This is a genomic window from Bacillus sp. BB51/4 (assembly GCF_008368845.1).
Classification (GTDB): Bacteria; Bacillota; Bacilli; order Bacillales; family Bacillaceae_G; genus Bacillus_A; species Bacillus_A wiedmannii.
Genome location: NZ_QOSC01000005.1, coordinates 535,058 through 551,135, shown reverse-complemented (window position 1 = coordinate 551,135; position 16,078 = coordinate 535,058). Strand labels below are relative to the sequence as shown.

General features: G+C 35.4%; 20 protein-coding genes. 5 read left to right on the top strand and 15 right to left on the bottom strand.

What is annotated here, in order from left to right:
* Nucleotides 1-35: 35 nt before the first annotated feature.
* Nucleotides 36-221: a YqzH family protein gene (locus DN392_RS05245; protein WP_001003210.1), complete on the top strand. Its 186-nt coding sequence runs from the start codon at nucleotides 36-38 to the stop codon at nucleotides 219-221.
* Between the two features lie 30 nt (nucleotides 222-251).
* On the opposite strand, the gene DN392_RS05240 is transcribed toward DN392_RS05245, so the two are convergent.
* Both DN392_RS05240 and DN392_RS05235 read right to left on the bottom strand, forming a co-directional pair.
* A complete protein-coding gene (locus DN392_RS05240; protein WP_048565694.1) occupies nucleotides 252-1,046 on the bottom strand; it encodes an SDR family oxidoreductase in 795 nt (264 codons plus the stop codon).
* A gap of 9 nt (nucleotides 1,047-1,055) precedes the next feature.
* The gene (locus DN392_RS05235) at nucleotides 1,056-2,009 is read right to left on the bottom strand and encodes an MBL fold metallo-hydrolase (RefSeq protein WP_000125142.1); all 954 of its coding nucleotides are present in this window, start codon (nucleotides 2,007-2,009) and stop codon (nucleotides 1,056-1,058) included.
* Between the two features lie 165 nt (nucleotides 2,010-2,174).
* On the opposite strand from DN392_RS05235, the gene proI reads away from it, so the two are divergent.
* Nucleotides 2,175-3,014 (top strand): pyrroline-5-carboxylate reductase ProI, encoded by an 840-nt coding sequence (proI, locus tag DN392_RS05230; protein WP_000027262.1) that lies wholly within the window; start codon nucleotides 2,175-2,177, stop codon nucleotides 3,012-3,014.
* A 52-nt stretch (nucleotides 3,015-3,066) separates the two neighbouring features.
* Here the strand turns inward: proI and sdaAA are convergent, their stop codons facing one another.
* From sdaAA to rnz, 3 genes are all read right to left on the bottom strand, one after another.
* Entirely contained in the window at nucleotides 3,067-3,945 is an 879-nt protein-coding gene (gene sdaAA / locus DN392_RS05225) for an L-serine ammonia-lyase, iron-sulfur-dependent, subunit alpha (RefSeq protein ID WP_000489470.1), read from the bottom strand.
* A gap of 18 nt (nucleotides 3,946-3,963) precedes the next feature.
* Nucleotides 3,964-4,623 carry an L-serine ammonia-lyase, iron-sulfur-dependent subunit beta gene (sdaAB, locus tag DN392_RS05220; protein WP_000877441.1) on the bottom strand — a complete coding sequence of 220 codons (660 nt, stop codon included), beginning with the start codon at nucleotides 4,621-4,623 and terminating at the stop codon, nucleotides 3,964-3,966.
* Between the two features lie 896 nt (nucleotides 4,624-5,519).
* A complete protein-coding gene (gene rnz, locus DN392_RS05215; protein WP_000397451.1) occupies nucleotides 5,520-6,443 on the bottom strand; it encodes a ribonuclease Z in 924 nt (307 codons plus the stop codon).
* A gap of 189 nt (nucleotides 6,444-6,632) precedes the next feature.
* Between rnz and DN392_RS05210 the strand changes: the two genes are divergently transcribed.
* Nucleotides 6,633-6,884, top strand: a complete 252-nt coding sequence (locus tag DN392_RS05210) for a DUF3932 family protein (RefSeq protein ID WP_000656497.1) — start codon at nucleotides 6,633-6,635, stop codon at nucleotides 6,882-6,884.
* Nucleotides 6,885-7,143: 259 nt separating this feature from the next.
* On the opposite strand, the gene DN392_RS05200 is transcribed toward DN392_RS05210, so the two are convergent.
* Complete coding sequence (locus tag DN392_RS05200) at nucleotides 7,144-8,382, bottom strand: DNA polymerase IV (protein WP_088321213.1); 1,239 nt, start codon at nucleotides 8,380-8,382, stop codon at nucleotides 7,144-7,146.
* A gap of 144 nt (nucleotides 8,383-8,526) precedes the next feature.
* Between DN392_RS05200 and DN392_RS05195 the strand changes: the two genes are divergently transcribed.
* Nucleotides 8,527-8,727, top strand: coding sequence for a hypothetical protein (locus tag DN392_RS05195; RefSeq protein ID WP_071743122.1), 201 nt, complete (start codon nucleotides 8,527-8,529; stop codon nucleotides 8,725-8,727).
* A 44-nt stretch (nucleotides 8,728-8,771) separates the two neighbouring features.
* Here DN392_RS05195 and DN392_RS05190 read toward each other — a convergent pair whose 3' ends face one another.
* Nucleotides 8,772-9,890, bottom strand: coding sequence for a tripeptidase T (locus DN392_RS05190; protein ID WP_000609809.1), 1,119 nt, complete (start codon nucleotides 9,888-9,890; stop codon nucleotides 8,772-8,774).
* Nucleotides 9,891-10,017: 127 nt separating this feature from the next.
* Nucleotides 10,018-10,563 carry a GNAT family N-acetyltransferase gene (locus DN392_RS05185; RefSeq protein WP_002008488.1) on the bottom strand — a complete coding sequence of 182 codons (546 nt, stop codon included), beginning with the start codon at nucleotides 10,561-10,563 and terminating at the stop codon, nucleotides 10,018-10,020.
* A gap of 190 nt (nucleotides 10,564-10,753) precedes the next feature.
* On the opposite strand from DN392_RS05185, the gene prli42 reads away from it, so the two are divergent.
* Complete coding sequence (gene prli42, locus DN392_RS05180; protein WP_000549038.1) at nucleotides 10,754-10,846, top strand: stressosome-associated protein Prli42; 93 nt, start codon at nucleotides 10,754-10,756, stop codon at nucleotides 10,844-10,846.
* A 77-nt stretch (nucleotides 10,847-10,923) separates the two neighbouring features.
* On the opposite strand, the gene DN392_RS05175 is transcribed toward prli42, so the two are convergent.
* The 7 genes from DN392_RS05175 to DN392_RS05145 form a co-directional block, all read right to left on the bottom strand.
* A complete protein-coding gene (locus DN392_RS05175) occupies nucleotides 10,924-11,163 on the bottom strand; it encodes a DUF3894 domain-containing protein (RefSeq protein ID WP_000281162.1) in 240 nt (79 codons plus the stop codon).
* Between the two features lie 133 nt (nucleotides 11,164-11,296).
* Nucleotides 11,297-11,857, bottom strand: coding sequence for a L,D-transpeptidase (locus DN392_RS05170; protein WP_001146549.1), 561 nt, complete (start codon nucleotides 11,855-11,857; stop codon nucleotides 11,297-11,299).
* A gap of 15 nt (nucleotides 11,858-11,872) precedes the next feature.
* Entirely contained in the window at nucleotides 11,873-12,841 is a 969-nt protein-coding gene (locus DN392_RS05165; RefSeq protein WP_000472675.1) for an aromatic acid exporter family protein, read from the bottom strand.
* Between the two features lie 100 nt (nucleotides 12,842-12,941).
* A complete protein-coding gene (locus tag DN392_RS05160) occupies nucleotides 12,942-13,664 on the bottom strand; it encodes an amino acid ABC transporter ATP-binding protein (RefSeq protein WP_000590215.1) in 723 nt (240 codons plus the stop codon).
* A complete protein-coding gene (locus tag DN392_RS05155) occupies nucleotides 13,657-14,316 on the bottom strand; it encodes an amino acid ABC transporter permease (protein WP_001046922.1) in 660 nt (219 codons plus the stop codon). Before DN392_RS05155 ends, DN392_RS05160 begins: the two co-directional genes overlap by 8 nt.
* A gap of 36 nt (nucleotides 14,317-14,352) precedes the next feature.
* Entirely contained in the window at nucleotides 14,353-15,132 is a 780-nt protein-coding gene (locus DN392_RS05150) for a transporter substrate-binding domain-containing protein (RefSeq protein ID WP_000735474.1), read from the bottom strand.
* 399 nt (nucleotides 15,133-15,531) lie between these two features.
* Nucleotides 15,532-15,945, bottom strand: a complete 414-nt coding sequence (locus DN392_RS05145) for a BrxA/BrxB family bacilliredoxin (protein ID WP_002003484.1) — start codon at nucleotides 15,943-15,945, stop codon at nucleotides 15,532-15,534.
* Between the last annotated feature and the right edge of the window lie 133 nt (nucleotides 15,946-16,078).

Genomic DNA, 16,078 nt, shown 5'->3' with positions numbered 1-16,078 from the left:
AAACAATACATACGTACATACAGGCAGGGAAAAACATGAATGAAAAATTAATTGAGAAAATGATCATAAAAAGTTTTCAACAATATCAATGTAATCCTATGTCAAATGAGGATCAGGAAATGCTAATTAAACATATTCAAACGATAATTCATTCAAATACTGAAATTGATGTATACGAGGCAGTTGAGGATATCGTTTACGATTATGTGACTGGAAAATAAAAAAATAGGAGATTTCCATATGGAAATCTCCTATTTTTTACTTAATGATTTACCTGCAATACGCTCAAATAAACCTGGGAATAGTACATAAAGTTTCGGACCAATGCCCATCCACTTCGGTAAGTTTACTTCACGCTTTTTCGTTTGCATCGATTTTACGATTTGCTCTGCTACATATGTTGGTTTTAACATGTACCGTCCCATATTTTTCACATATGTACCGGATTGATCCGCTATTTCAAAAAAGTTTGTATCTATCGGACCTGGATTAATCGCTGTTACGAAAATATTTGTACTAGACAACTCCATGCGTAAACTATTCGTAAATCCTAATACTGCATGTTTCGTCGCTGCATACGCACTCGATTTTGGAGTTGCAATTTTCCCAGCAAGTGAAGCAATATTAATAATATGTCCTTCGTTCCTTTTCACCATATAGGGTAGTACCGCTTTCGTACAAGCTACTAATCCAAATACATTTACTTGGAACATATCTTTCACTTCATCCATTGACGCATCTTCAAATGTTTTAAAAATACCAAATCCCGCATTGTTTACTAATATATCAATACGTCCCACTTCTTGTAATACCTTTGAAAAAACAGATTGTACTTCCATCTCTTCACTTACGTCTAATACATAATAATAGCAAGGCGTATTATAAGTTTCTTTAATTTTCTCTGCTAACGCTTTTAATTTCTCTTCTGTTCTAGCCATTAATACTGGAGCCGCCCCCTGCTCTGCAACTTGCATTGCAACTTGCTCTCCAATTCCACTAGAAGCACCTGTAATGACGATTACTTTATCTTGTAAACGTCCCGTCATTGCTGTCACCTACTTTGCATAATAAATCAATTGTTGCGAAGATTCATCAATCATCACTTGTTGATTATATGCTAAAAAGTCTAATTGTCCAACAGTTTCTGAAATAGTAAGCGGCAATTGCTCCTTATATAATACCGGAAATAGTTTTACACATACTTCAAATGCTGTCATTGGTTTTTCCTTTAATAACTCAAGCACTTTAAACGCACGTGTTTCTTGCTTTTGTAATCTCGTTTCAATAAGTTGTTTCACATTTAGAACATCTTCTCCATGTCCTGATAAAATGCGCGAAATATTCATTTCACTTAAACGCTTTAACGTTTGATTATATTGTAATAACGGGCGCGCCCTTTCTGTTTGTCCTTCATATGGTGGTTCTAATATGGGATTCGAAGAAATATGGCTAATGAGAGCATCCCCGCCAATTAATATTCCATCAGATTCTCTATATAATGAAATATGAGTGGAAGCATGACCTGGTGTTTCGATTACTGTAAACCCAGGTAAAGAATCAATACGATCTCCCTCTCTCACAGTATGCGTTAACGATCTATTACAAGAATATTTAAGTGTCTTCGTCGTCAATAACGCCTCGTCTTTCAAAAATGCCGCTGGAACACCAAATTGCAAAGCTGTCTCTCTAAAAAACTCATGATACCGCTTTAAAAATTCTGGATTTTGCGTGATCCAAGGCTCATTCCAAGGATGTCCAATAATGTTCGTTTTCTCAGAAAATATATTTAAAAGCCCACAATGATCCGCATGATGATGCGTAATGACTACTGTTTTAATATCTTCTATCGCATATCCTAATGTACCCAATTGCCTTTCTAACGCACTTCTTGCCTCTTCTGTATTCGTCCCTGTATCAATTAATGTTAATGTCTCCCCCTCAACTAAAAACACATTCACAGTTTCAACTGCAAATGGCACAGGAATCTCCATTCGGTGAATCGCCGTCATGCTTAGCCCCCCTGTCTCTTTCCGGTTCAAAAATGAATACTTCTTCAGTTTACAACTTCTATATATATTTGTCATTATTTTCAGATAAAAAGAGGTGTTTCCTATAAAAAAACGAATGTATGTACATTTATAAGAATTTCTAACCAAATTTAAAGGAGGAACATCATGTCTATTCAAAACATTTCCTTTCTCGGTGCAGGCTCTATTGCTGAAGCTATTATTGGTGGCTTATTACATGCAAATGTTGTGAAAGGCGAACAAATTACCGTAAGTAATCGTTCTAACGAGACAAGATTGCAGGAGCTACATAAAAAATATGGCGTCAAAGGTACGCATAATAAAAAAGAGCTACTCACTGATACAACTATTCTTTTTCTAGCAATGAAACCAAAGGATGTTGCAGAAGCGCTTACTCCTTTTAAAGAATATATACATAATAACCTGCTTATTATTTCCTTATTAGCAGGTGTTTCTACTCACTCGATTAGAAACCTACTTCAAAAAGATGTTCCGATTATTCGTGCGATGCCAAATACATCTGCAGCTATTTTAAAATCAGCTACTGCTATCTCGCCTTCAAAACATGCAACAGCGGAACATATTCAGACTGCCATAGCTTTATTTGAAACAATCGGTCTCGTCTCTGTTGTAGAGGAAGAAGATATGCATGCTGTCACTGCATTATCTGGAAGTGGGCCTGCTTATATTTATTACGTAGTGGAAGCGATGGAAGAAGCCGCAAAAACAATTGGTTTAAAAGAAGATGTTGCAAAGTCACTTATTCTTCAGACGATGATTGGTGCTGCTGAAATGCTAAAAGCAAGTGAAAAACACCCTTCTGTTTTGCGAAAGGAAATTACTTCTCCTGGCGGAACGACCGAAGCAGGCATTGAAGTATTACAAGAACATAAATTTCAACAAGCACTTATTTCTTGTATTACACAGGCTACACAACGATCACATAATCTTGGGAAAACATTAGAACAACTAACAAAAGAAAAATAAAAAATGGAGCTCAATCTTACTTGAGCTCCATTTTTTTATTAACATATATTGTTTAGTTATTAGTCTTCCCAAAAATCTCTTCTTGCAGACGGCGACCAGTTGGTGTTGCTGCAAGTCCACCTTCAGCTGTTTCACGAAGTGCTACTGGCATCGTTTGTCCGATTCTAAACATCGCCTCAATCACTTCATCACATGGAATTGTACTCGTTACGCCAGCTAATGCTAAATCAGCTGAAATCATCGCATTCGCAGCTCCTGCTGCATTACGTTTTACACAAGGTACTTCTACAAGCCCTGCAACAGGATCACATACTAAACCAAGCATATTCTTTAATGAAATCGCCATCGCTGTAGCTGCTTGATCTTGTGTTCCACCAGCCATCTCAACCGCTGCTGCTGCTGCCATTCCACTTGCTGAACCTACTTCAGCTTGGCAACCTCCTGCCGCGCCGGAAATACAAGCATTATTCGCAACAACCATACCGAAAGCTCCTGCTGTAAATAAAAATTCGATCATCTCTTCGCGTGTCGGCTGTAATTTTTCTTGCAGTGCAAACAGTACACCTGGCACTGTTCCAGCAGACCCTGCTGTTGGTGTTGCACAAATAATTCCCATCGCTGCGTTTACTTCATTTGTTGCAACAGCTTTACTCACCGCGTCCAAAATCGTATCTCCAGATAAGCCTTTTCCGCTATTCATATACGCCTGAACTTTTACAGCATCTCCGCCAGTTAAACCAGTTGGTGATTTCACTCCGCGAATACCACGTTCTACTGCTTGCTCCATCACGACTAAGTTCTTTTCCATACCAGCAATTACTTCTTCACGTGAAATACTTCTTGTTTTCATTTCACATTGAATCATAATTTCTGCGATTTTTACATTTTGTTCTTTAGCTTGCGCCACTAGTTCCGCTGCGTTCCGAAACATGGTGTGTCCCCCCTGCAATTATTCCATAATAGTTACTTGACAAATATTTTGTTGCGCGTTTATTTCTTCAATCACTTCATCTGCTAATAATTCATCTGTTTCGATAACCATAAGCGCTCTTCTTCCTTTTTCTTTACGAGAAACACTCATTGTACTAATGTTAATTTCATGTTTCGCAAGGATTGAAGCTACTGCTGCAATAGCACCGAAGCGATCGTTATTTACAATAAGTAGTGCTGGACTCGTGCCTGTTAATTGAAGATCGAATCCGTTTAATTCTACAACTTCAATTTTACCGCCACCAATTGAGCAAGCAACAACTTCAATTTCTTCTTCACCTTTATACAAACGAATTCTCGCTGTATTTGGGTGAGGTGCATTTGCATCTTCTTCAATGAATTCTACTTCGATTTTGCGCTCTTTTGCTATGTCTAGCGCCTCTGGAATACGTAAGTCATCTGTTTCAAACCCTAATATTCCACCGATCAATGCTACATCCGTACCATGCCCTCGATACGTCTTTGCAAATGATCCATATAATGAAATGCTTACTCTTTCTGGTTCATGACGAAACAGCTGGCGAGCAACTTGCCCCATTCTTGCTGCGCCTGCTGTATGTGAACTTGATGGACCAATCATAACTGGACCAATAATATCAAATACTGAGCGATACTTCATCATAACTCCCCCTAAACCTCTATGCAAAAATTTTTTACTATTCTATTAAGCTACCGAATCGGTTGCTTTTCCAGTTGTACGACGAATTTGTTACGCTATACGAATTGGATAGTTTTTGAATAACAGTGAAACAATATATCCTGAAATAATACCAATTATCACAATAAATAAGAAACTTAGCATTACCTTCATTTAAAAATAATATAAGCTAATCCAGAATAAAGTCTGGTGGCAATCCAAAGTTTAACACAGAACCCCTTACAAGCATAGCATAAAGTGAACCTATAATCAGTGGGGGTTTTGTTCATCCCCCACTGATTATTAGTTGAACCAATCGGACGTTTACGGGCAGTTGATCTCCCACCTAACTTCTTTACCCCAGCCGAATTTTGAGGTGGGAGTTTTACTGCCCGTTAATGTCGGATAAACAAGTGAAACTCCCATTGCTTTCATACCTTTTAGTGCTTTAAAGCTAAAAAGTGAAAAAAGACTTAGTACAAATAATAGTAATATCCTTCTTATTTATAATTCTCATGTTTCCCTCTCACGATTTAGTCAACTCCACTTGTTACGACAAATGGCTAAAACGCATGTAGCCTACAATAAATTATAATCTGCCCTCATTATAGCTTGTTTTTAATAAAACGCTTACTTTTAATAAATTTTAAAAGTTCTGAATAACGATCCATTTTTGCTATTTGTACCACTCGTATGTCATCTGACTTATATAACAGTTTTTCTAAACAATCGGTACTATGTATTTTTATCCTATCTCTTCACATCATTAAAACTTTCTGTTTCATCCAATATAAACATAAAATGATAACAGTTTTATTTTAAATTTTTTTAGAAATAAAAAAATGGCAACCATTCGTCACCATTTTTTCACACCATTATTATCTATCTACTGGAAATGATTTCAAATCCGTAGCTATTTCTGTATTAGAAAATAGCTCTCTTGCCTCTTTCCATAATTCCTTATATGTATCTCCTTGATAACGAGAACTAATATGAGTCAATATTAATCTTTTTGCATTTGCCTGAAGTGCAATACTCGCAGCTTGCTTAGATGTAGAATGAAAATAATCATACGCTTGTTGTTCATCTTCTGCTGCAAAAGTGGCTTCATGAACAAGTACGTCAGCGTCTTGTGCCAGCTCTCTACTCGCTTCACAATATCTTGTATCACCTAAAATGGTAATAATTCTTCCCTTTTGAGGTGGACCAATAAAGTCTTTTCCATTTAGTATCGTACCATTTTCTAATTCAACTACTTCTCCATCTTTTAAACGTTTAAAGAGCGGGCCAGGTTTCACCCCCATCTCCAGCAATTTATCGACTAAAAGAGCACCTTGTATATCTTTCTCTACAATACGATACCCAAAACATTCAATACCATGTGACAATCTTTTCGTTTCCACGTGAAATTCATTATCTTCAAATACAGTACCTTCTTCTGTTATCTCCACAATTTCAAGTGGATATTTTACATGTGTCGTACTTACTGATAATGCCACTTCAATAAATTGTTTAATTCCTTTTGGTCCATACACTGTTAAAGGTGTAGTCCCTCCTTGAAATGAACGGCTTCCTAATAAACCAGGCAAGCCAAAAATATGATCACCATGTAAATGCGTAATAAATATTTTTTCAATGCGGCGTGGGCGTACTGATGTATGTAATATTTGATGTTGCGTCGCCTCGCCACAATCAAATAACCAAGTCTGTCCTCGTTCTTCTAACAATTGCAAAGCAATTGCCGAAACGTTCCTTCCTTTCGAAGGAACACCTGCACCAGTTCCTAAAAATACAAATTCCACTTTCTTTCCTCCAGCTCTTTATATAATCTACCTTTCATCTTACGGAATGTTATTTCAAATGGCAAATCGAATTTACATAACCAATCATCTAGACAACTATATACCACGAACGTTATACTCAAAAAACTTAGTAATCGTTCGTGTTTTATGTTAAAATGATTATACTACATTTTAAGGGAGCGTTTTATTATGAAAGAAGCATTTCGTTTACAAACTGATTTTTCATCTTCATTTGATCGCTGGGTAAGTTCTTTCGTGTCTGATCACCCAGCACAATTAGAATGGACGACTTTGAAAGAATTAATCCATGAATATACAACAACACATACAAATGATTCATTACCAACATATATTTCTTCAGCTTTAACATATTACGCACAACGCGTTTCAACAACAAACAGTTCAGAAATTGTTATTTTTGAAAATGTTACAATCTCTTAATCTATCATAAAAAAGCACTGGTTACAGTGCTTTTTTATTTATACTTATTTAGCAAATCGTCATATTCCGCCCCAAGATCTTTATACATACTTCTATCAAACTCATCTAAATTTATCCTTTCACTTAATTTATTTAATAATTCCTTTGCTTGTAGTGCAAAAGAAACAATTTATTTTCTATAAAAACTTTATAGTAAAAAATTTCATAGTTAATTGTAAAAATAAAAGGTGTCATGATATTTACTACGTCATGACACCTTCTACATAAACTTATTTTCTAATTTTTGCTGAAAAGACTTTTCTTGCTTACGTAATAATTGACTACCTCGTTGTAAAATCGGCATTCCATACTTATCATTAATTTGATCGATGACAGCAAGTAGCGGCTCTTCTTTCGCATCTTCTTCAAATGAAAACAAATCTAATTGTTTCACCGATTCTGTCTTCCACTCTATTTCAGTAGCTGTAACACCTAGTAAACGAACGGAATCACCGTCCCAATGTTGCTTCCATAAACGAGATGCTGCCTGAAAAATATCTCGTTCTTCCCAAATCGCATTTTTCAATTGCTTACTCCGCGTTACTGTCCGCCTATCATGATATTTAATCATAATTTGAATATTATAGCTGACAAGAGTTCGCTTTTGTAATCTTTTACTCACTGATTTTGATAGCCGTTCTAACATATCAAGTAATTCTTTCTCTTCATCCATATCCTTTGAAAAAGTCATCGAATTACCGACACTTTTATGTTGTCCCATTTGACTCGGGTCAACTTCCCTATCATCCATACCTTTTGCCCGCCTTTGTAAATCAACACCATGCTTTCCAATTTTAGCGCGAATGATATGTTCGTTCCCTTTTGCTAACTGCTCAATTGTTTGTATATGAATATCATTTAATTTTTCAGCTGTTTTTTCTCCAATTCCATGCATCGCTTCAACTGGAAGTGGCCAAATCATTTCTGGAATATCTCGTTTTCGAAGCACGGTAATACCGAGAGGCTTTTTCATATCAGAAGCTGTTTTTGCTAGGAAAAGGTTAGGAGCAATTCCGATGCTACACGGAAGCTGTAACTCTGTTAATAACACCTGCTGAATCATCTTTGCTATTTCAAGAGGTGAACCGAGTGCGTAGCAATCTGTAATATCTAAATACCCCTCATCTATAGAGACTGGTTGTATTTTTTCCGTAAAACGGGAAAGGATTTGAAACATTTGAAATGAAGCTTCACGATATAATGTAAAATTAGGACGCATTACAACTAATTGCGGGCATAACCTTTTTGCTTCCCAAAGAGGCATCGTTGTACGTATTCCATAGTCTCTTGCCTCATAACTACATGTTATAATAATTCCTTTTCTTTCTTTTTCATTTCCAGCAACTGCTAACGGCTTCCCTTGTAATGATGGGTCATGAGCAATTGCAACAGATGCGAAAAAACAATTCATATCTACATGCAAAATAACACGACCATTTTTCGGATACATTTCTCGCATAGTACTCACTCCCTAATAAGAACGTTCGTTCTTTCATTATATCAAATTTTGCATAATAGTTATAATAATTACTTGTTCTTTTCCCTTTATATATTCGATATAATTTACATAAAATAGATATAATTGTAAAAAGGGGTGATTGTGATGAAGTCAACTAATAAACTCAACTATACGTTCCTTGTGATTATATTAATCATAGCCATTAATTATTTACTACTTCCTATTTTCAACTTTAATACATTTGGATTCTTCCCTCGTCTAGTACATATAGCAACAACTTATATATTGCCATGGATTTTCTTGTATTGGCTGATCCGGCTTGTAAAAGTAATCGAATCAAAATAAAAAGCGTGTAAATCAATTGTGATTTACACGCTTTTTCTATTACATTACTTCGCTACTTCTTCAATAATTGCTATAACTAATTCTGCTGTTTTTGCTAATTCTTCAACAGGAATCTTTTCGTTTGTTGTATGAATTTCTTCATAACCAACCGCTAAGTTAACTGTTGGAATACCATGTCCTGCAATTACATTTGCATCACTTCCGCCACCACTTTGGTGAAGAGAAGGTGTACGACCAATTTTTTCAGCTGCACGTTTTGCAACTTCTACAACGTGATCGCCCTCAGCAAATTTAAATCCTGGGTACATAACGTTTACTTCAACGTCTGCATGACCACCCATTTCTTTTGCAGTTGTTTCAAATGCTTCTTTCATTTTTGCAACTTGTGCTTCCATTTTTTCATTGATTAAAGAACGCGCTTCTGCAAAGATTTGTACATGATCGCAAACGATATTTGTTTGTGTACCACCTTCAAAACGTCCAATATTTGCAGTTGTTTCAGAATCAATACGACCAAGTGGCATCTTCGCAATTGCTTTCGCTGCGATAGTAATTGCAGATACACCTTTTTCTGGTGCTACACCAGCATGAGCTGTTTTCCCACGAATAATCGCATTCACTTTCGCTTGTGTTGGAGCTGCAACAACGATTTCACCAACTTTTCCATCGCTATCTAATGCATAACCGTATTTCGCTGTAATGCGCTCACGATCTAATGCTTTTGCACCAACAAGACCAGATTCTTCTCCAACTGTAATAATAAATTCAATTGTACCATGAGGGATATTTTTCTCTTTTAAAACACGGATTGCTTCGAACATGGATGCTAATCCTGCTTTATCATCCGCACCTAAAATCGTAGTACCATCTGATACGATATATCCATCTTTAATAGAAGGCTTAATTCCATTACCAGGAACTACTGTATCCATATGAGAAGTAAAGTAAATTGTATCAACGCCATCTTTTGTTGCTGGTAATGTACAAATTAAATTACCTGCACCATGCCCAGTAACAGCCATTGTGTCATCTTCAAATACTTCTACACCTAAATCTGTAAACTTCTTTGTTAATACTTTGCAAATTTCTGCTTCAAATTTCGTTTCAGAATCTACTTGTACTAATTCCATAAATTCATTTACTAAACGTTCTTGATTAATCATAAGACTGCGCCTCCTGCACTACCATTATGTATGTAACACTATTAATTATAACAGAATTTCGCAAAAGTTTCGAAATACAAGACAAAAAACAGACGGTTTATATGTCTAGATAACCATCTGCTTTCTATTACTCATTTAACAATACCCAGCGCATATGATCTTCCCATACTCCATTTACCATTAACATTTTCCTAGACACGCCCTCATATTGAAAGCCTATCTTCGTCACGACTTGTATAGATGCTAAATTTCGTGGCATAATCGGTGCTTCTATACGATGTAACTGAAATTCCTCAAAAGCAACTTGAATCGCTTTTCTAAGCGCTTCTGTCGTATAACCTTTGTTTAACTCTGCCTTATCTAATTTATAGCCGAGTACACAAGATTGATAAATTCCGCGAACAATTAAATTAAATGAAATACATCCAATTATTTTCGTATCATCACCCTTTTTAAAAATCCAAAGCCTGATGATTTTACCTTCTGCAAACTCTTTTCTATCCTTTTGTAACTTTTTCTTCTGATAATCTAACGTAAAAAAATCATCCGGTCTATACTCTTCCCAAGCTTTTAAAAATTCACGATTCCTGTCGTAATATTGAAGAACTTTTTCAGCATACGACTCATCAATTTCCCTTAAATGTAAACGATTTGTTTCATATATTTTCATCATCGTATCTCCATTCTTCAGCTTGCATAACAAAAAACTTATACTCTATCATTAATTATATATTCTCTACATACATACAAATTTCCTGTTATACTTTACATGCACTTCTCGAATTTTGTCACTTCTCTCCCCTTGTCCACAATATCATTTCTCGTTACAATGATATTGTACTGATTTGCAAGGAGGTTTAACGATGCATAAAAAAGCTCAAAAAGTTATGATTTATGTAATGCTAATTTCTATGCTTGTAACAACATTACTTGCTGGCGCAAGTATGTTTTGGTAAAAAGGACGATGTATTCGTCCTTTTTTTACTTTTTACACATAACATAATAAAATAAACCATCTCGATATCGAGATGGTTTATTTTATATAAAGCACAATCGCTACAATACTAAAGGAAAATGACATTACAAGTGCTGTTATAAAACTTGTATATTGTTTCTGCTGAAATGCTCCAATAACAAAAGTAAGATTGAGTAATGCCATACATACAATTGCTACAAGATAAGAACATATATTAAAAGTTGCCAATATGAATGTAATAACAAATAGAAATCCCATAAAAAATTGCATATACGAAATTTTTGGATTCAAGTACATATGAGCAACCCCTTTATCTAATTTTTTATCCCGATTGGTGAGGGCTGATAATCCGCGGGTAAAAAACATCCCACTGATTAAAGTTTCACTTTATCTTTCTATACTCTCATTAACTCATGGTTATGTACACATGTCAAGACAACTTATTACAGTAGAAAAAGCCAACCTTTTCGTTGGCTTTTTCATATGCAATGGCTCCTTTTTGTTTTGCCAATTGCTGAAATGATTTTTTCGACTTCACAATCCATACTTTCGTTCCAATTGGAATGCGGTCAAATAAATACTCCACATCGTTTTTCTTCATTCTTATACATCCTTGTGAAATATACTTTCCAATTGAACTAGGTTGGTTTGTTCCATGTATTCCATATTTACTTCCATCAGTTCCTCTTGCATTAAATCCAATCCACCTTGACCCAAGTGGATTTTTCGGTGACCCACCTGGAATATCCTTCGCAATATAATACGGATCCTTCGCTTTCATTACAACATCAAAAGTTCCCTCTGGAGTTAATTCATTTGTCTTCCCTGTCGCTACTGGAAAAACCTTTTGAATCTTTCCATCGTCAATATAAGCTAGTTTATTCGTCGCTTTATTTACAATAATAAAAGGATCTCCGGCACGTGGATTGTCACCAAGAGGCCAAATAGGCGATAAAGAAAGACATAATATGAAAGAGAGAAGATACGGCATAATAATTCCTACCTTCTATATAAGTTCTTTTATATTATCCTTTCCCTTAAAACGGCTTTTAATGAGTAAATATTGTTCCATTTCATACACAAGTTGAACAAGCTTCGCACGTATCTCAAATTCTTCACGTGTAACGGGCAATGGCATGTCTCTAAATAATTCTCTCATTTCTTGAAGCTGTCTTAAGGAAATAACCCCAGTACTCTCAGGGCTAATAGCATTTCCAATGTTTTCAACCACATCCGCAATCATATCAGCTTGTTCATATGTCCATGATAAAGAAGCTGCTAATGGTATCATCCGTTCTAAAATTTCGAATTGTTGCATGCGCATATTAAAATAACGATAATAATAGCCATCTTCTCGCATAAATGCATTCTCAAGTTTCTTAAACGATAAATCCCTTGCTTCATTTAGCATATTTTCAGTTTCAATAAGTTCTGCCCCGCTCCAGCTACTTTCTCTGTTTCGTAAATACACGACCATTTCAAACAAAATTGTTTTAAAATTACTTTCTATTGTATCCTGATACTCTTTTAGCTTATTTTCACTACTTGGCATATACATATTCACTAATAAAGCCACGCTAATTCCTATCGTTAATATCGCAATTTCATTCCCAACAATAAGCCATGTAATTTGTTTCAATGAATATAGATGCATCACAATAACTGAACTTGTGACAATACCTTCTTGAATTTTAAGCATAACTGCAGTCGGAATAAATGTAAGTAATAATATACTAATTGCAAGTGGTGTATATCCAATTGTTTCAAAAATACAAAAAGCGAATACCATTGATAATACACAAGCTAAAAAACGATGTAACGACACTTGAAGTGATTTACGTTTCGTATTTTGTACACATAATATAACTAAAATGCCCGCTGAACTATAAAATTCTAATCCTAATAACTGCGCAATAAAAACTGCTGCGCCTGTCCCTATTGCTGTTTTTACTGTACGGTATCCAATTTTGAACATAGCACTGCTCCTATATGTATAAACGTATTTACAGCTAGTATAAAAAAAGGATGACACAATGTCATCCTTTTCTTCTTATTATTCACGCAACCTTTACATATTACAATATTTTTTGTAAAAATTGTTGCGCACGTTCACTTTTCGGTGCTACAAAAAATTCTGCTGGCGCACTATCTTCTACAAGCTTTCCACCATCTAAAAAGAGAACACGATCTGCTACTTCTTTTGCAAATCCCATTTCATGTGTAACAATCACCATTGTCATTCCTGTCGTAACTAATGATTTCATAACTTCTAACACTTCTTTTACCATCTCTGGATCTAGTGCTGATGTTGGTTCATCAAATAACATAACTTCTGGTTCCATCGCTAACGCTCTCGCAATTGCTACACGTTGCTTTTGTCCTCCAGAAAGACGATTGGGATACGTATCTTTTTTATTTAATAAACCGACCTTTTCTAAAAGTTTCTCGGCTTTCTTGTCAGCTTCTTGTTTCGTTACTCCTTTTACATTGATAGGAGCATACGTAATATTTTCTAATACAGTCATATGAGGAAATAGGTGAAAATGCTGAAATACCATTCCGACATTTTCACGAACGTGCATAATATTCGTTTTCGGATTCGTTACTTCTTCCGTTCCAATCCAAATGTGACCATTTGTCGGTGCTTCTAGCACATTCATACAACGTAAAAATGTTGATTTCCCTGATCCAGACGGTCCAATAATTGCTACTACTTCCCCTTTTTCAATCGTTGTTGTAATCCCTTTTAATACTTCGTTTTTTCCAAATGATTTATGAAGGTTTTCAATTTTAATCACTTTTCTTCATTCTCCCTTCAATTGCCTTCCCGACTAATGTAAGAATAATGACTAGCATATAATAAATTAGTCCAACAAAAAGTAATGGTTCAAGATATTTAAACGTCTCACCGCCTACAATGTAAGCACGGCGCATTAAATCGGTCGCTCCTATTACTGTTACTACAGCCGATTCTTTCGTAAGTGTCGCAAACTCGTTCACAAGCGCTGGTAATATATTTTTTAATGCTTGAGGGAAAATGATATTTCGCATCATTTTCCCGTAAGGAATCCCTAAAGCCATCGCTGCTTCTGTTTGTCCTTTATCAACCGCTTGAATGCCGGCACGAATTACCTCTGACATATATGCACCTGAATTTAAGCTAAATGCTAATACAGCTGCTACGAATGCTGGTATTTCATAACCAATTATTTGCGGGACACCGAAATAAATAATCATTAATTGCAATACAAGTGGTGTACCACGGAAAATTGATGTATAAAAATCTGCCGCTATATTTAATGCTCGTATTCTAGCAATTTTGCAAAGTGCTAATAACGTTCCTAAAATAAACCCAACTAACGCTGATACTGCTACAATTTTCAAAGTAACTTCTAGGCCTTTTAGTATATATGGTATCGAAGGCGTAATCGCCGAAAAATCTAAGTTCATTCTTTTCATTCCCCTCACAGAAAAGTGAAAGGCAGCTTACTTCTCGCTGCCAAACCATTTCTTCACTAATTTATCCATTTCTCCATTTTCTTGCATTTTTTTAATTACTTTATTAAATTCTGCTGTTTTATCACTGTTTTTCGGAAGGGCAATTGCTGCTCCTACTTCTTCTGGTGCTTCTTTAATTTCAATTCCTTGTAATTCTTTCATTTTTTCTAAATAATTTTTAGCAACTGTGTCTTCTATAATTGCAGCGTCAAAACGACCAGCTTTAATTTCTTGTACGATTTCTGGTATACGGTCACGTCCCTCAACTTTGAAATCTACTTGTTTTTTAAATTCTGCTGCTTTCTCTTCTTGAATAGATCCTGTTTGTACTCCTACTTTTTTTCCTTTTAAATCCTCTACAGATTTAATGTTAGAATCCTTTTTAGAAACGACCATGTTTTTTGCAACAAAATAAATATCTGTGAAATCAACATTATTTTTACGCTCTGCCGTTGGCGTCATACCTGCCATTACGAAATCAACTTTTCCTGAGCTAAGAGATGCTAATAAACCACCAAAATCCATATCTTTCACTTTCACTTCATAACCAAGTTCTTTTCCGATATATTTAGCAACATCAACATCAAAGCCGATAATTTCATCACTTTTTGAAGCTTCTACGTATTCATATGGTTTATAATCTGCTGAAGTCCCCATAACCAGTACTTTTTTATTTTTTCCAGTAGCTTTTTCTTCCCCATTACTACATGCGCTGAACATACTTACAATTAAAATAAGTGCAAACGATATTGATAATAACTTCTTCATCTTTCTTCCCCCTAATGATGTATATTTAAAAGTTTAATAGAATATTTATTCGATGTTTGTATTGTATCAGCACTTTCATTTTTATGCAATATATAAAATAAAAATAGATTTAAAAACACTATTAACAATGTTTAACATGTATAAAATAATGCATAAAATAACATGACTATGCATGTCCCATAAATTTTAATACTAAATAAAAAAGGCGGTACATCCACTTGATTGTGGACGTACCGCCTTTTTGCTTATTTTTATCCCGCTTTAACGGGCAGTAAGACTCCATCTCAACATTTAGCAAAAACAAAGAAGTTAGATGGGGATCAACTGCCCGTAAAAGCCCGATTGGTGAGGGCTGATAATCGGTGGGGATAAACCACCCCCACTGATTAAAGTTTCACTTTATAGTTCTTCACAATTCTCTTCGAAATAAGATTGTAGTTTTGCAATAACTTGCATTGGTTCATGACCTTCAATTTCATGACGTTCTACCATCGTTACAATTTTTCCATCTTTTAATAAAGCGAATGATGGAGAAGAAGGTGGATATCCTTCGAAATATTCACGAGCTTTTGCTGTTGCTTCTTTATCTTGACCTGCAAACACCGTTACAAGATGGTTAGGACGTTTATCATAATGTACGGAATGCGCAGCAGCAGGACGAGCAATACCACCTGCACAACCACATACAGAGTTTACCATTACAAGTGTTGTTCCATTTCTTTTAAACGCTTCTTCTACTGCTTCCGGCGTCGTCAATTCTGTATATCCAGCAGAGACAATCTCTTCACGTGCTTGGCGGACAACATCATTCATAAAAAAGTTAAAATTAATCAATCTTTTCCCTCCTCTAAAACTATCTATTTGTATCTTACCAGTTAATGTTTATGAAATACAAGTAAGTTTACTTGTATTTGGGTATAGAAAAGGTGTTAGAGCTCTTGCTCTA

Bases quoted from the DNA above. Each gene is read 5' to 3' on its own strand.
- DN392_RS05240 (WP_048565694.1), bottom strand. From the start codon at position 1,046: ATGACGGGACGTTTACAAGATAAAGTAATCGTCATTACAGGTGCTTCT.
- DN392_RS05175 (WP_000281162.1), bottom strand. From the start codon at position 11,163: ATGTACTTGAATCCAAAAATTTCGTATATGCAATTTTTTATGGGATTT.
- proI (WP_000027262.1), top strand. From the start codon at position 2,175: ATGTCTATTCAAAACATTTCCTTTCTCGGTGCAGGCTCTATTGCTGAA.
- DN392_RS05150 (WP_000735474.1), bottom strand. From the start codon at position 15,132: ATGAAGAAGTTATTATCAATATCGTTTGCACTTATTTTAATTGTAAGT.
- DN392_RS05145 (WP_002003484.1), bottom strand. From the start codon at position 15,945: ATGAATGATGTTGTCCGCCAAGCACGTGAAGAGATTGTCTCTGCTGGA.
- DN392_RS05210 (WP_000656497.1), top strand. From the start codon at position 6,633: ATGAAAGAAGCATTTCGTTTACAAACTGATTTTTCATCTTCATTTGAT.
- DN392_RS05195 (WP_071743122.1), top strand. From the start codon at position 8,527: ATGAAGTCAACTAATAAACTCAACTATACGTTCCTTGTGATTATATTA.
- sdaAA (WP_000489470.1), bottom strand. From the start codon at position 3,945: ATGTTTCGGAACGCAGCGGAACTAGTGGCGCAAGCTAAAGAACAAAAT.
- DN392_RS05235 (WP_000125142.1), bottom strand. From the start codon at position 2,009: ATGACGGCGATTCACCGAATGGAGATTCCTGTGCCATTTGCAGTTGAA.
- sdaAB (WP_000877441.1), bottom strand. From the start codon at position 4,623: ATGAAGTATCGCTCAGTATTTGATATTATTGGTCCAGTTATGATTGGT.
- DN392_RS05165 (WP_000472675.1), bottom strand. From the start codon at position 12,841: ATGTTCAAAATTGGATACCGTACAGTAAAAACAGCAATAGGGACAGGC.
- DN392_RS05170 (WP_001146549.1), bottom strand. From the start codon at position 11,857: ATGCCGTATCTTCTCTCTTTCATATTATGTCTTTCTTTATCGCCTATT.
- DN392_RS05185 (WP_002008488.1), bottom strand. From the start codon at position 10,563: ATGATGAAAATATATGAAACAAATCGTTTACATTTAAGGGAAATTGAT.
- DN392_RS05190 (WP_000609809.1), bottom strand. From the start codon at position 9,890: ATGATTAATCAAGAACGTTTAGTAAATGAATTTATGGAATTAGTACAA.
- DN392_RS05155 (WP_001046922.1), bottom strand. From the start codon at position 14,316: ATGAACTTAGATTTTTCGGCGATTACGCCTTCGATACCATATATACTA.
- DN392_RS05200 (WP_088321213.1), bottom strand. From the start codon at position 8,382: ATGCGAGAAATGTATCCGAAAAATGGTCGTGTTATTTTGCATGTAGAT.
- DN392_RS05245 (WP_001003210.1), top strand. From the start codon at position 36: ATGAATGAAAAATTAATTGAGAAAATGATCATAAAAAGTTTTCAACAA.
- prli42 (WP_000549038.1), top strand. From the start codon at position 10,754: ATGCATAAAAAAGCTCAAAAAGTTATGATTTATGTAATGCTAATTTCT.